Source organism: Stenotrophomonas sp. CFBP 13724 (assembly GCF_014841975.1).
In the GTDB taxonomy this organism is placed as follows: Bacteria; Pseudomonadota; Gammaproteobacteria; order Xanthomonadales; family Xanthomonadaceae; genus Stenotrophomonas; species Stenotrophomonas lacuserhaii.
Window position 1 is genome coordinate 2,109,236 of record NZ_JACYUW010000001.1, and the last position, 15,101, is coordinate 2,124,336.

10 protein-coding genes are annotated in these 15,101 nt (G+C 67.9%); 4 read left to right on the plus strand and 6 right to left on the minus strand.

What is annotated here, in order from left to right; all coding sequences use genetic code 11:
• The first annotated feature begins 126 nt into the window (after nucleotides 1-126).
• Nucleotides 127-711, plus strand: coding sequence for a ribonuclease T (gene rnt / locus IFT63_RS09420; RefSeq protein WP_042614351.1), 585 nt, complete (start codon nucleotides 127-129; stop codon nucleotides 709-711).
• A 163-nt stretch (nucleotides 712-874) separates the two neighbouring features.
• Here the strand turns inward: rnt and IFT63_RS09425 are convergent, their stop codons facing one another.
• From IFT63_RS09425 to IFT63_RS09435, 3 genes are all read right to left on the minus strand, one after another.
• Nucleotides 875-3,811 carry a ligand-binding sensor domain-containing diguanylate cyclase gene (locus tag IFT63_RS09425; protein ID WP_249404441.1) on the minus strand — a complete coding sequence of 979 codons (2,937 nt, stop codon included), beginning with the start codon at nucleotides 3,809-3,811 and terminating at the stop codon, nucleotides 875-877.
• A gap of 248 nt (nucleotides 3,812-4,059) precedes the next feature.
• On the minus strand, nucleotides 4,060-5,472 hold the full coding sequence (locus tag IFT63_RS09430; protein WP_192083929.1) for an ATP-binding protein: 1,413 nt from the start codon (nucleotides 5,470-5,472) through the stop codon (nucleotides 4,060-4,062).
• Nucleotides 5,469-6,197 (minus strand): response regulator, encoded by a 729-nt coding sequence (locus IFT63_RS09435; protein WP_192083930.1) that lies wholly within the window; start codon nucleotides 6,195-6,197, stop codon nucleotides 5,469-5,471. Before IFT63_RS09435 ends, IFT63_RS09430 begins: the two co-directional genes overlap by 4 nt.
• Before the next feature lie 201 nt (nucleotides 6,198-6,398).
• Between IFT63_RS09435 and IFT63_RS09440 the strand changes: the two genes are divergently transcribed.
• Genes IFT63_RS09440 through IFT63_RS09450 form a run of 3 tightly spaced genes read left to right on the plus strand, consistent with a single transcriptional unit; the run spans nucleotide 6,399 to nucleotide 11,052 of the window.
• Entirely contained in the window at nucleotides 6,399-7,643 is a 1,245-nt protein-coding gene (locus tag IFT63_RS09440) for an efflux RND transporter periplasmic adaptor subunit (protein WP_192083931.1), read from the plus strand.
• Complete coding sequence (locus IFT63_RS09445) at nucleotides 7,640-9,607, plus strand: MacB family efflux pump subunit (RefSeq protein WP_192083932.1); 1,968 nt, start codon at nucleotides 7,640-7,642, stop codon at nucleotides 9,605-9,607. Before IFT63_RS09440 ends, IFT63_RS09445 begins: the two co-directional genes overlap by 4 nt.
• Before the next feature lie 8 nt (nucleotides 9,608-9,615).
• The gene (locus tag IFT63_RS09450; RefSeq protein ID WP_192083933.1) at nucleotides 9,616-11,052 is read left to right on the plus strand and encodes an efflux transporter outer membrane subunit; all 1,437 of its coding nucleotides are present in this window, start codon (nucleotides 9,616-9,618) and stop codon (nucleotides 11,050-11,052) included.
• A 152-nt stretch (nucleotides 11,053-11,204) separates the two neighbouring features.
• Here the strand turns inward: IFT63_RS09450 and rlmB are convergent, their stop codons facing one another.
• The 3 genes from rlmB to rnr form a co-directional block, all read right to left on the minus strand.
• Nucleotides 11,205-11,951, minus strand: a complete 747-nt coding sequence (gene rlmB, locus IFT63_RS09455) for a 23S rRNA (guanosine(2251)-2'-O)-methyltransferase RlmB (RefSeq protein WP_042615355.1) — start codon at nucleotides 11,949-11,951, stop codon at nucleotides 11,205-11,207.
• A gap of 63 nt (nucleotides 11,952-12,014) precedes the next feature.
• Nucleotides 12,015-12,497, minus strand: a complete 483-nt coding sequence (locus IFT63_RS09460; RefSeq protein ID WP_042615354.1) for a GFA family protein — start codon at nucleotides 12,495-12,497, stop codon at nucleotides 12,015-12,017.
• Nucleotides 12,498-12,555: 58 nt separating this feature from the next.
• A complete protein-coding gene (gene rnr / locus IFT63_RS09465) occupies nucleotides 12,556-15,069 on the minus strand; it encodes a ribonuclease R (RefSeq protein ID WP_342450476.1) in 2,514 nt (837 codons plus the stop codon).
• Between the last annotated feature and the right edge of the window lie 32 nt (nucleotides 15,070-15,101).

Here is a 15,101-nt window from a genome sequence, read left to right on the forward strand (position 1 = left end):
GGCTTTCCTCGTTCATGGCCGCTGGAGGGGCCGACCGGCGGCCTCTGTTAGAATTCGGGTATGACTGACACCCCGCTGCCCTCGCCCGTCGACGCCCCTGCCCCGCCTCCTGCCACGCACCGTGCGATGTCGCAGCGCTTCCGCGGCTTCCTGCCGGTGGTGGTGGACGTGGAAACCGGCGGCTTCGACTGCCGACGCAATGCCCTGCTGGAAATCGCGGCGGTTCCCATCGAAATGGACGACAACGGCCTGCTGTACCCGGGCCAGACGGCCAGCGCGCACGTGGTGCCGGCCGAAGGCCTGGAGATCGATCCGAAGTCGCTGGAGATCACCGGCATCATCCTGGACCACCCGTTCCGGCTGGCCAAGGAAGAGAAGCACGCGCTGGACCACATCTTCACCCCGGTGCGTGCGGCGATGAAGAAGTACGGTTGCCAGCGTGCGATCCTGGTCGGCCATAACGCGCATTTCGACCTGGGCTTCGTCAACGCCGCGGTCGAGCGCGTGGGCCACAAACGCAACCCGTTCCATCCCTTCAGCGTGTTCGACACGGTGACCATGGCCGGCATCGCCTACGGCCAGACCGTACTGGCCCGCGCCGCCACTGCCGCCGGGCTGGGCTGGGATGCCGAAGAGGCGCACAGCGCGGTGTATGACACCGAGCAGACGGCAAAGCTGTTCTGCACGATCGCCAATGCCTGGCCGCGCTGAGCGCGGTCAGGCATTGGCAGGCGGTGCTTAAGCGCGAGCGCGCTTACGCCCCATCGCCTGCGTCGCAGGCAATGGACCCCACCTTGTCTGCTTCCTATCCCCGCGCCTGTCGGCGCGGGGATAAGGTGGAATGCATGGACGAGCATCGGCTGACCCGAACGTGTCAGCCGATGCTCGTGCGATCGCGGCCGTCGCTCTTTGCGCGGTACAGCGCGCGGTCGGCGCGCTGGTACAGCAGCTTGGGCGTGCGGTCGGCCGGGTCCAGCTCCACCAGGCCGGCGCTGAAGGTCACCCGCAGGTCCGGGATCCCGGCCCAGTCCGGATGGTCGTGGAACAGCCCGTGCAGGCGCGCGCAGACCTGCGCCGCTTCCTCCAGCCGGGTGTCGTTGAGCAGCAGGGCGAACTCTTCGCCGCCGGTGCGCGCAGGCAGGTCCGAATCGCGGCAGGCGGAGGCCAGCACCTGCGCCACCTCGACCAGCACCGCGTCGCCCACGCTGTGCGAATGGCGGTCGTTGACGTTCTTGAAGTGATCCACGTCGAGCACCACCAGGCACAGCGGATGCCCACTGCGCTGCGAACGGGCGAAGTCGCGCGCCATCGTTTCGTCGAAGGCGCGGCGGTTCGGCAGGCCGGTCAGTGCATCTTCGCGAGCCTGGCGTTCGAACGCCTCGGACTGCAGTGCCAGCCGGTCCACCAGGTCGCTTTTCTCTGAATTCAACGCCTGCAGGTGGACGGTCTGCGCCTGCAGGTCGCGCGTGGCCTCGTCCACCATGCGCGCCAGGCGGATATTGGAGGTCTTGTAGCGGTTGATCAGGAAACGGTACAGGGCGATCAGGGCAGCCAGCAGCAGCAGCGCCGCCACCGCCTGCACGCTGTGCCGCTGCCACCAGAATGGCTCGATGGTGAACGACCACACCGCTTCACTGTCACTCCAGGCGCCGCCTGGATGCGCCGCCGATACATGCAGGGTGTAATCGCCTGGCGGCAGGCCGATGAACTCCACGCTGCGTTGCTGCCCGCGCTCCACCCAGCCACTGTCCAGTCCGTCCAGCCGGGTGCGGTAGCGGATCCGTTCGGACATCAGGTAGCTCAACCCGACAAAGCTCACCGCCAGCCGTCGCCCGCCTTCGATGCGATTGAGCTCGCTGCCTTCCCAATGGATCGGCACGCCGTCCACCTGCACGTTCTCGATCGCCGCTGGCGGCGCCAGCCGCTCGCGGAAGCGCTGCAGCCGCAGCGGATCAACCATGCTCAGGCCACCGGCGGTCACCACCCAGTAGGTGCCGTCCTGGCGCAACAGCGCCGCCGGCCCGGAACTGCCGTTGGCCTGCGAGTTCGCCATCCCGTCGATTTCGTTGTAACGCTCCACGTCCAGGCGCGCGGCGCGACCGTCGGCCACTTCGTTGAGCATGCCCATGTCGGTACGCAGCACGCCGCGGTTGCTGCTGATCCAGACGTTGCCCACTTTGTCCGGCACCAGCTGGAACACCGTGTCCACCGGCATGCCCTGCTCCAGCCCCACGCGCGAAAGCACGCCCTGCTGGTAGCGATAGAGTCCGCGGTCGCTGCTGATCCACATCGCATCGCCGATCTGCTGGAACCCGAACACACTGCGCCCCCCGCCCAGTCCGGCCAGGTCGATGTACTGCACGGTGTCGCCGCGCAGCACGCGGATGCCTTCGATGGTGCCGATCCACAGGTTGCCGGCGGTATCGTGGGCCAGCGCGGTGATCAATGCGGTCGGCATGCCTTCCATGCGCGGCAGGCTGGCCCCCTTTTCATCGATGCGCGCCACGCCCCTCTGGGTACCGGCCCACACCACGCCCTGCGCATCGATGCTGATCGCGCGGATGTTGCCGATAGGCACCCCGTCGACGCTGTCATAGGTGCGTTCGGGATGCCCGTTTTCGTCCAGCCGCATCACCCCGTCACCGAAGGTCCCCACCCATACATCGCGGTCCCGGCCCTGCGCCAGGCTCAGCACCGATGGGGGCTTGCCGCCCCGGTTATGCAGGATGACCGGTGCGAAACGACCGTCCGCGTCGCGCCGGTCCAAGCCACTGGCGCTGCCGACCCACAGCGTGCGCTGCGCATCTTCCAGCACCGTGCGCACGTAGTCACCGCTCAGGCCGTCACGCTCGGTGTAGCTGGCGAACAGGGTTTCGCGCAGACGGTACAGCCCGCCATTGGCGCCGACCCAGATGCTGCCTTCGGCATCCTCGCGCAGGCTCACCACCCGCCCGCCGGGCAGGTTCAGGCCCGCCGGCAGGCGTTCCAGTCCGTGCTGTGAGATACGCAGCAGGCCCTGGTTCTCCGTACCCAGCCACAGGTCGCCGTGGCGATCCTGCAGCATGGCGGTCAGGTGGATCTGTCCGGGCAGGCGATGCACCAACTGCGGCGTGTCGTCCTGCAACCGGTACAGGCTCTCCCCGCCGACGATCCACAGCACCCCATCGGGGGCGCGGTAGGGCCAAACCAGACCGCTACCCACGCCCCAGGCCGCCGGCGCGCGCTTGAGCGTGCCATCGGTATCGCGCAGCAACAGGCCGTCCAGGGTCCCGATCCAGACCCGGTCCTGCGCATCGACCACCAGCTTGGTGAAGTTGAGCGCGAACGGCAGATCCTTCGGTGGCGCCTCGTAGACCATCTTCCCGTCCGGCCCCAGGTAGCCGATCCCCTTGCCTTCGAACAACAGCCAGAGGCGGCCATGGCTGTCCATCTGCATCGCCTGGATCAGCACTTGTGGGGTGTGTTGCTGGCGCTGCCACACGTCCCACTGGCCATCGGTGGAACGCCGGGTGATGTTGCCGCGCGAATCGCTGATCCACAGCCCGCCCTGCCGGTCCACCAGCAGCGAGCCCACGCCGTTGTCGCGCAGGCCGGGGCGCGTGCTGCGGTCGAAGACGGTGAAATCCAGCCCGTTGTAACGCACCAGGCCTTCCCAGGTGGCAAACCACAGGTGGCCTTCGGGGGTCTGGGCGATGTCGCGCAGCGAGTTGTGCGGCAGGCCATTGCGCGAGGTCCATACATCGATGGCGTAGTCGCGCAGCGGCGGCGCGCCACCGCCGTGCGCGGACGCCGGCCGCCAGCCCACCAGCATCAGCAGCCCCAGCAGCACGCACAGCGCCAGGCGCCGGAAGCCGGCCGCGCCTCCATCGCGCCGCCGCGCGATGGCTTGAATCCCCCGGTGCCTCATCGCAGCGCGTCAGCTCCCGGAATACGATGGCACCGACGCACGCGCACGCAAGTGCGCCATGCGCCCTTGCGGGCAGGGGCGGGATCGATCTGGTTCATCGGGTTGACGCTGGGAAGAGATGCGCATCATAGGCAAATCCGCGCCCGCCTGTGTCAAGCCCCGCCGCGCGAGGCGGCCATCACCGGCGCGGGCCAGTAAACGACGGCGTCCAGACCGCCGCCTGGGCGGTTCTCCAGGCTCACCCGGGCGCCGTCCTTACCGGCCAGGGCGCGGGCGATGGTCAGGCCCAGTCCGGCCCCGCCGGTTTCCCGCGAACGCGAGGTTTCCAGCCGCACGAAGGGATCGAACACGCTGCGCAGCTCGTCTTCGGCCAGCCCGGGCCCCTGATCGCTGATGCGCACCCGCACGCCCTTGCCATCCCGTTCGGCCCGCACACTGGCCGACTGCCCGTACATCAGCGCGTTGTCCAGCAGGTTGCTGAAAAGGCGGCGCATGGCCAGCGGCCGCAGCATCAGCACCGCGCCGCAGCCGCCATCGAAGCGGGCGTCGGCGCCGGCTTCCACGGCATCTTCCACCAGGCTTTCCAGCAGCGAATCCAGGTCCAGCGGCGCCCGCTGTTCCGCGCTTTCGGCGCTGCGCGCCAGCTCCAGCCCCTCGCGGATCAGCGCCTGCATGGCCGCCAGGTCAGCGACCAGGCGCTCGCGCAGGGCTTCGTCTTCCACGTTCTCAAGCCGCAGGCGCAGGCGCGTGACCGGCGTCTGCAGGTCATGGGTGATCGCCGCCAGCATGTGGGTGCGCTCGGCCAGGTGCCGCTGCAGTTGCTGCTGCATGGCATTGAAGGCCTCGGCGGCGCGCTGGACTTCCAGCGGGCCGGTGACCGGCATCGGCTCGCGGTGCAGGTCCTGTCCCAGCTCCTGCGCGGCGCCGGCCAACCGCTGCAGCGGCGCACTGGCCATCCGCGCGACGGCATAGGCCAGCACGGCGATGGCCAGCACCAGCAAGCTGAGGAACAGCGGATCCACCGCCAGCGCGCCGTTGTTCGCCACCGCAGGCGATTCCAGCGCCAGCGCCAGCGTGGTGCCGTCGGACAGGGTCAACTGCACCGCGCGGCAACGCGGTGGGATGAAGGCCGGATCGCGCTCGCGCGGCGGCCGGTTGCGGTGCTTGTCCTTGTCCGGCGGCGGCAGCAGGTCTTCCATGCGTGGCAGGCAGGCCCGGAAGGACGTGAAATGCACCGACGCACTGGACACCGGACCGGGGCGCGCCGCCAGCACGTCCATCAACGCGCTGTCCGCCCTGCCTTGGCGGGCACCGGGCAGCAGCACGCGCACGCTGGGCCCGCCCGCCGCCAGCAGTCGCTCGCGCAGTTCCGGATTGCCGTCCAGCAGGTTCACGTAGCCCTGCAGGCGGTCGGCGATGCGGGTCAGGTTCTGCCGTTCGAACTCCTGCTGGCGTTTGGCGCCGGCCAGCAAGGTCGCGCCGATCGCAGCCACGCCCATGCCCAGCAGCAGGATCACGAACAGCCGACCCACCATCGAAGACAGGAAGCGGCGCAGCCGGCTCATTCCAGCGTCACCGCCGTGGCCAGCACATAGCCTTCGTTGCGCACGGTCTTGATCAGGCCATCAGGGCCACCGTCATCGGCCAGCTTGTTGCGCAGGCGACTGACCTGCAGGTCGATGGCGCGGTCCTGCGATTCGTAGTTGCGCCCGGTACTGAGGGCGACCAGCTGTTCGCGCGACAGCACCTTGTTGGCATGCCCGACGAACACCCGCAGCAGGCGGAACTCAGCACCGGACAGCACCACCACGCGACCATCGGGATCAACCAGGTGGCGGTGTTCGAGGTCGAAGATCCAGCGCGAGAAGCGCGCACGGCGGATCGCCAGCGGCTCCAGGTTGGCCGGCAATGCTTCGGTCCTACGCAGCACGTTGCGGATGCGCGCCAGCAGCTCGCGCGGTTCGAACGGCTTGGCCAGGTAATCGTCGGCTCCCATTTCCAGCCCCAGTACGCGATCGATGGGTTCGGCGCGTGCGGTAAGCATGATCACCGGTGTGGCCGAGCGTGCGCGCAGGTCCCGGCACAGGGTCAGGCCATCTTCGCGTGGAAGGTTCAGGTCCAGCACGATCAGGTCGACGTGCTCACGCTCCAGTACCTGGCGCATGCCTGCGCCATCGGCGGCGGTACTGACCTGGTAGCCGGCGCGACCGAGCTGCTCGGCGAGCAGGCTGCGGATGTCGTTGTCGTCATCGACGATGAGCAGGCGGTGCATCGGGTGGGTGGTCTCCATGGCGGCATCATCCCCTGTCGGCAGCTGAACCGCACGCGGGCCCATGCGTTGCAGTGTATCCAGTGGCCTACCCGATACACGTTGAAACACGCTTGATGCCGCCATGTTACACACAGACACACACCGAGGATTGAGCCGGCAGGCAAACGGTTCGCACAATGAACGCGATGCCGCTGGACGGCCTGCCGAGTACATCCCACCGTGATCTTCCGCCTGCTGCCCAAGACCCGCCGCGGTCGCCTGTTGCTGTCACTGCTGCTCATCGTGCTGCTCGCGACCATCGCGTGGTGGCTGCTGCGCAAGCCCGCTGCACCGCCGCTGGCCACGTCTCCGGTGACCCGCGCCGATGTGGAGCAGACGGTGGATGCCACCGGGGTCATCGACGCCTACCGGCTGGTCAGCGTGGGTGCGCAGGCCTCCGGCCAGGTGCGCTCGCTCAAGGTCCAGCTCGGCGATACGGTGAAGGAAGGCGAGCTGATCGCCGAGATCGACGCCACCACCCAGCAGAACACCGTGCTCAAGGCCGAAGCCACCCTGCAGCAGCAGCGCGCGCAGTTGGCGGTGCAGCAGGCCAGCCTGCGCCAGGCCGAACTGGACTTCGCCCGCCAGCAGCAGATGCTCGCCGCTGAAGCCACCTCGCGGCAGGAATACGACGCCGCCGAAGCCGCGCTGAAGACTGCCCGCGCGCAGATCCAGGCCAACCAGGCGCAGATCAAGGGCAGCGAAACCGAAGTCGCCACCGCGCGTGCCGACCTGGCCTACACCCGCATCACCGCGCCGATGGACGGGACGGTGGTGGCGGTGGTGACCGAAGAAGGCCGCACCGTGAATGCCAACCAGACCGCACCGACCATCGTGATGCTGGCGCGGCTCGACCTGGTGACGGTCAATGCCGAGATATCCGAAGCCGACGTGGTCAAGATCAAGCCCGGCATGCCGGTGTACTTCACCACGCTGGGCGAACCGGACCGCAGGTACCACGCCACGCTGCGCCAGGTGAATCCGGCGCCGGCATCGATCGCCAATGAGAGCTCGTCCAGCTCCAGCAGTTCATCCAGTTCGAGTTCCAGCACGGCGGTCTACTACAACGCACTGTTCGACGTGGAAAACCCCGATGGCACCCTGCGCATCGACATGACCGCGCAGGTGTCGGTACTGCTGAAGCAGGCCAAGGGCGCGCTGACCGTGCCTTCGGTAGCGCTGGGGCAGAAGACCCGTGATGGCCAGCAGGTGGTGCGCGTGGTCGGCGAAGACGGCCAGCCGCAGCCGCGCCGGGTCAAGGTCGGTATCAACAACGGTGCCAATGCCGAGATCCTGTCCGGCCTGGCCGAAGGCGAGCGCGTGGTGGTCGGCGAAGGCGGCTCGGCCAGCGCCTCGGCCTCGTCCAACCGTGCCCCCGGCATGCGGATGGGGCCGGGCATGGGCGGCGGCGGACCGCGCCGATGAGCACCCCGGGCGCTTCCAACGTGCTGTTGCGGCTGCGCGACCTGCGCCGCGAATTTCCGGCCGGCGAGGACACCATCGCCGTGCTGCGCGACGTCAACCTGGATATCCATGCCGGTGAGATGGTCGCCATCGTCGGCCAATCCGGCTCCGGCAAGTCGACGCTGATGAACATCCTGGGCTGCCTGGACCGTCCTACCCGCGGCAGCTACCAGGTGGCCGGCCGCGAGACCGGCCGCATGGACCCGGATGAACTGGCGGAACTGCGCCGCGAACATTTCGGCTTCATCTTCCAGCGCTACCACCTGCTCGGCGACCTGGATGCGCGTGGCAACGTGGAAGTGCCGGCGATCTATGCCGGCAACCCGAGCGAGCAGCGCAGCGCGCGTGCGGTGCAGCTGCTGCAACGCCTGGGGCTGGGTGATCGCATGCAGCACAAGCCGGGACAGCTGTCCGGCGGCCAGCAGCAACGCGTGTCGATCGCGCGTGCGCTGATGAACGGCGGCGAGGTGATCCTGGCCGACGAACCCACCGGCGCGCTGGATACGCGTTCCGGCGAAGAGGTGATGGGCATCCTGGGCGAGCTGCATGCCGAGGGCCACACCATCATCATCGTGACCCACGACATGAGCGTGGCCGAGCACGCCCAGCGCATCATCGAAATCCGCGATGGCGAGATCATCGCCGACCGCGTCAACGAGAAGGCGCCCGCCTACCGTGCGCAGCGCGCACCGAGCATCGATGCCGGCAAGGGCAACAGCTGGCGCGCGGCCCGCGACCGCTTCACCGAAGCCTTCCGCATGGCCCTGCTGGCGATGAACGCGCACCGCCTGCGCACCTTCCTGACCATGCTCGGCATCATCATCGGCATCGCCTCGGTGGTGTCGGTGGTGGCCCTGGGCAATGGCTCGCAACAGCAGATCCTGCAGAACATCAGTTCGCTCGGCACCAACACCATCGATGTCTATCCGGGACGTGGTTTCGGTGACATGCGTTCGGCACGGGTGCAGACGCTCAAGGCCAGCGACGCCGATGCGCTGGCGGGGCAGAGCTACGTGGACAGTGCCACGCCGAGCGTCTCCACCTCGGTGACCGCACGCTACCGCAACCTGTCTGCCACCGCGTCGGTAAACGGCGTTGGTGAACAGTTCTTCCGGGTGAAAGGGGTGAGCCTGGTCAGTGGCAGCTTCTTCGATACCGACGCGGTGAAGTCACTGGCGCAGGTCGCGGTGATCGACGAAAACACCAGGACCCAGTTCTTCCCGGACAGCGACCCGATCGGCCAGGTGATCCTGCTCGGCAACGTACCGGCGCGCGTGGTCGGGGTGGCAAAACGGCAGAGTTTCGGCTTTGGCGGCAGCACCAGCCTGAGTGTCTGGGTGCCGCACACCACGGCGATGTCGCGCATGCTGGGCCAGAACCATGTGTCAAGCATCACCGTGCGGGTGAAGGACGATACGCCGATGGACGCCGCCCAGGCAGCGATCACCAACGTGCTGACGATGCGCCACGGCACCGAGGACTTCTTCCTGAGCAACAGTGCGGAAATCCGCGAGACCATCGAGCAGACCACGCGCACGATGACCCTGCTGATCGGTGCGATTGCCGCCATTGCGCTGCTGGTCGGCGGCATCGGGGTGATGAACATCATGCTGGTGTCGGTGACCGAGCGCACCCGCGAGATCGGCGTGCGAATGGCCGTGGGGGCGCGCCAGAGTGACATCCGCCAGCAGTTCCTGATCGAAGCAGTGCTGGTCTGCCTGCTGGGCGGGCTTATCGGCGTCAGCCTCGCGCTGGCGCTGGGCTGGGCGTTCGGCCGGTTCTCCAACGATTTCCAGATGGTGTTCTCCACCGGGTCCATCATTGCTGCCTTTGCCTGTTCCACCCTGATCGGCGTGGCCTTCGGCTTCCTGCCCGCGCGCAGTGCCGCGCAGCTGGATCCGGTCGACGCGCTGGCCCGCGAATGAGGATCCCCATGACCCGTTCCTACTCGATGCCTTCGCGCCTGCTGCTGGCCGGTTCCCTGCTCGCCGCGCTGGCCGGCTGCGCCACGGCGGGCCGTTACCCGGTGCAGGACGCCGCGGTTCCCGCCCGCTATGGCAGCCACAGCACCAGCCTTGGCATTGCCGATACAGCACCGCGGAGCGGACTGGACCAGCCCCGCCCCGATGTACGCGCCGATGCCTGGTGGACCGGCTTCGGTGATGCCGGGCTGGACCGCCTGGTAAGCCGCGTACTGGACGCCAACAACGACCTCGCCGTGGCCGGGCTGAACGTGCAACGGGCCCGCCTGCAGGCGGGGCTGGCGCGCAATGCGCTGTGGCCGGATCCGTCCCTGTCCGGCATCGGCACCAGCACGGCGCGGCCGATCGACCGCAGTGCGGACTGGCAGCGTACGGGCGATTACAGCACCGGCGTTTCCCTGCAGTGGGAAGTGGATCTGTGGGGCAGACTGCGCACCCAGCGTGACATCGCGGTGTGGTCGGCGCAGGCCAGCGAGGAAGACCGGCAGAACACCTCGCTGATCGCCATCGGCGATGCGGTCAACTACTACTGGAACCTGGCCTATCTCAACCAGTCCATCGCTGCGGGCGCGGAGGACCTCACGCGCCTGCAGCGCACCCTGGAACTGGTACAGGCGCGGCTGGATGCCGGCGCGGCATCGGGCATGGAAGTGCGCCAGGCCCGGCAAAGCCTTGAGGCCCAACGTGCGGCGCAATCCGCGCTGGAACAGCAGCGGGTGGAGGCACGCAACGCGCTGACCGTGCTGCTGGATGGACAGCCGTGGCCGCAGGCGGCGGAGCCGCAGAACCTGGCCGGCGCCAGCAGCCCGTCGCTGCAGGCCGGCCTGCCAGCCGAGCTGCTGGCGCGCCGGCCGGACCTGCGCGCGGCCGAACTGCGCCTGCGCAACAGCCTCAAGCAGATCCACGTGACTGCCACAAGCTACTACCCGAGCCTGAGCTTGAACGGCGGCATTGGCACCAGCGGTCCGACCCTGGGCGATGTGCTGCGCAATCCGGTGGCCACGCTGGGCGCAGGCTTGGCCCTGCCCTTCCTCAACCTGCAGCGTGCGCAGCTGGACACGGATGTGGCCGGTACGGACTACCAGATCGCCGCCACCGCGTTCCGCAAGACGTTGTATACCGCGCTGTCCGAAGTGGACAACGCGCTGTCCGCGCGTGATCAGCTGGCCGTCCAGGTGGCCGCATCGCAGGCCTCGTTCAACGAGGCGGTGGCGGTGGAGCGGGCCGAAGAAGTGCGTTACCGCGTGGGTGCCACCGACCTGCGCGATTGGCTGCTGGCGCAGCAGACCCGGCGCCAGGCCGAGCTGTCACTGGCGCGCGTGCGGCAGAGCCAGCTGGCCAATGACGTCACATTGTTCAAAGCGCTGGGAGGCAGCGCAGCCGGGTAGTGACGGCCGCTGGCCGTCCTCCTGACGCCGGTAGTGACGGCCGCTGGCCGTCACGCTTTCCGCCGTGGTGGGTGACGACCGTTGGTCGTCACGCTGTTGCTGCGTTACCGCTGCGCCGCCGAGCATGGCTAGGCGCTACCGGGTACGGCGGCTCAGCCGCGCTGGCGCACCACTTCGAACAGGCTCACGCCGGTGGCAACGGACACGTTCAGGCTTTCTATCTCGCCGGGCATCGGGATCTTGACCAGCCCATCGCAGTTTTCGCGGGTCAGCCGGCGCAGGCCGTCCGCCTCGCCGCCCAGCACCAGTGCGATGTTGCCCTTCAGGTCCAGGTCGTACAGCGAGGCGGTCGCTTCACCGGCCAGGCCGTAGATCCACACCCCCTGCTTCTGCAGGTCCTTCAGGCAGCGCGACAGGTTGGTCACCGCGACCACCGGGATACGGTCGGCGGCGCCGGCCGAGGTCTTGCGCACGGTGGCGTTCACCGTCGCCGACTTGTCCTTCGGGATGATCACCGCCGTGGCACCGGCAGCGGCCGCACTGCGCAGGCAGGCACCGAGGTTGTGCGGATCCTGCACCTCATCCAGCACCAGCAGCAGCGCCCTGCCCTCGGCAGCCTCCACCAGCGCTTCCAGCTCGTTTTCGTTGTAGGTGCGCGCAGCGGCATAACGCGCGGCAACGCCTTGGTGGCGCACCGATCCGCCGACACCGTCCAGCGCCTGGCTGTTCACCTTGCGCACGTCGATGCCCTTGCGGCGGGCATTTTCCTCGATCTCGACCAGCCGCGGGTTCTTCGCGCCAGCTTCGACCAGCACCTCGCGGACGTTCTCGGCATCGTTTTCGATGGAGGAAGCGACGGCGTTGACGCCGACAATCCACTGGCTGCTCTTGCTGCTCATGCTCGGCGTGACCGGTAAGGGGGGTGGGTATGGTAGAGCATCGGCCGCGCCGGCGCAGGCGCCTCAGCGACTCTGCGGGGGCCAGTGCGGGGTGTCGTGGTCCGGATGCTGGTGGGAGACCAGCCGGGCGAGGAATTCCAGCGCCTCCACGTCCTGCTCGGTACGTGAGGACGGCAATGCGCCCAGCGCATCAATGAACGGCAGCTGCGCTTCCATGCCGTACTGGCGCACCGGCGGCAGCCGCGCAGGCTGATCGAAGGCCCCGGCGGCGATGGCCATTCCGTCCGGCGCTTCGTAGGTGAGCGGGGTGCCACACTGGTTGCAGAAGCCGCGCCGCACCAGGTTGGACGACTGGTAATGGCTGGGCTGGCCACGGGTCCAGCTGAACTGCGCGCCGCGCACTGAAACCAACGGCGCGTAATAAGCACCGAAGGCTTTCTGGCACATCCGGCAGTGGCATATCGAGCTGTCCTTCAGCTCACCTCGGACCTCGAAGCGGACGGCGCCGCACTGGCAGCCGCCGCTGTGTTCGGGTTGGCCCTGCATGGTGTTCGCCTCCCTTTGCAGCTGACGCCGGGCAGGACCCGGCGCTACCCGCGTCTTCTCAGTACTTCTTCTTGGTGCGCTTGGCCGGCTTGCCGTGCTCGGGCAGTGGTGCCGCGCGCGGTGCTTCTTCTTCCTCGCCCTTGTGCTCGACCAGGCGGAAGTCGATCTTGCGTTCTTCCATGCTGGCCTTCAGCACCAGCACGCGCACGCTGTCGCCCAACCGGTAGCTGGTGCCACGACGCTCACCGCCCAGGGTCTTACGCACCGCATCGAACTTGTAATAGTCGTGCGGCAACTGGGTGACGTGCACCAGGCCCTGCACCTTGGAATCGGTCAGCTCCACGAACAGACCGAAGCTGGTGACGCCGCTGATCACGCCTTCGAACTGGCCGCCGACGTGCTTTTCCATCCATGCGGCGCGGTAACGCTCGTCCACTTCGCGCTCGGCTTCGTCGGCACGGCGCTCGCGCTCGGAACACTGCAGCGCCAGTGCCGCCATTTCGCGCGCGGTGTAGGTGTACTTGTCCACCCGTGCACCGGTCAGCGCGTGCTTGATCGCACGGTGCACCAGCAGGTCGGGATAACGACGGATCGGCGAGGTGAAGTGTGCGTACGCCTCCAGCGCCAGGCCGAAGTGACCGTTGTTGTCCGGGCTGTACACGGCCAGGCTCTGGCTGCGCAGCAGCACCGATTCCAGCAGGGCGGCATCGGGGCGATCACGGATCTTCTTCAGCAGCTTGGTGTAGTCGCCCGGCACCACCTTCGACCACGGCGGCAGGCTCAGCTTGAACTCCTTTAGGAACTCCAGCAGGTCGGCGAACTTGGTCTCCGGCGGCTTTTCATGCACGCGATACGGTGCCGGCACGCCGTGGCCGAGCAGGTAGCGCGCGGCCTCCACGTTGGCGGCGATCATGCATTCTTCGATCAGCTTGTGCGCATCGTTGCGCACCAGCATGCCGGCCTGGGTAACCTCACCGGTGTTGTCCAGCACGAAGCGGACTTCGCTGGATTCGAACTCGATCGCGCCGCGCTTGCTGCGAGCCTTGGCCAGCACGTGGTACAGCTGGTACAGGCGCTCCACCTGCGGCATCAGCGGACCGATCACCGCCTTGGCGCCGGCGTCGTCCTCGCCCACCGCCTGCCACACCTGGGTGTAGGTCAGGCGCGCGTGCGAGTTCATCACCGCTTCGTAGAATTTCGAGCTGCTGACCTGGCCATCGCGATCCACCTGCATGTCGCAGACAAAGCACATGCGGTCGACCTTGGGCATCAGCGAGCAGATGCCGTTGGACAGCGTCTCCGGCAGCATCGGCACCACGAAGCCCGGGAAATACACCGAGGTGGCGCGCTTCTGCGCTTCGTCATCCAGCGGCGTGCCGGGACGCACGTAGTTGGAGACATCGGCGATGGCCACCACCAGCCGGAAGCCGTTGGCATTGGGTTCGCAATAGACCGCGTCGTCGAAGTCCTTGGCATCCTCGCCATCGATGGTGACCAGCGGGGTGCTGCGCAGGTCCACGCGGTTGCCGATCATCGCCGGTTCGACCACCAGCGGAACCGAGGCGGCTTCATCGAGCACTTCCTGCGGGAATTCGAACGGCAGTTCGTGCCCGTGGATGGCCGTTTCCACCACCAGCGAAGCGGTCAGCTTGTCGCCGAGCACGGCGATGATGCGGCCGATCGGCGGACGGCGGCTGTCCGGGGCCTGGGTCAGTTCGCACACCACCAGCTGTCCATCGCGCGCGCCACCGGTGTGGTCCGGCGGTACCTGCACATTGCGCTGGATGCGCTTGTCATCGGGCACCACGTAATTGATGCCCATCTCCACGCTGAAGCGACCGATCAGGCGGGTCATGCCGCGCTCGAGCACGCGGGCGATGCTGCCCTCGCGGCGACCGCGGTGGTCGATGCCGGTCACGTTGGCCAGCACCTTGTCACCGTGCATGACCTTGCGCATTTCATAAGGTGGCAGGAACAGGTCGTCGCCGCCTTCCACCGGGCGCAGGAAGCCGAAGCCTTCCGGATTGGCGATCACCACGCCGGTCACCAGGTTCAGCGCCTGGATCGGGGCGAAACCACCGCGGCGGTTCTGCACCAGCTGGCCGTCTCGGACCATGGCACCCAGCCGGCGCGACAGCGCTTCGGCGCGATCCGGTGCGGTCAGGCCCAGGCGGGCACCGACTTCCTCGGCGGTCTGCGGCCCTTCGCAGCGTTCCAGCAAGGCCAGGATGGCCTCGCGGCTGGCGATGGGCTGCTCGTATTTCTCCGCTTCGCGGGCGGCGTGCGGATCATCCACCGGGGCGCCCAGCGGCGGCAACGGACGGCGACCGCGCGGGCCGGACGGGGGCGGGCCGCGGCGGCCTGCGCCACGCGGCGCGGCAGCCGCACCGGCGCTTCCACCGGTCAGGGTTTCCGGCATCCACGGCGGAAGACTCTTCTTCTTCGCGCCCTTCGGCGATCCGGCGGGGGCGCCCTGGGGCGGCGATGTGCGGGAGCTCTTCCCGCCCTTGCTTGGTTTTTTGGTGTTCATCGCCCTCCATGGTAGCCGGTGCGGGCGTGCAGAACGGGTCATGGCCCGGCGTAAATGAATGGCGGCCCTTATTT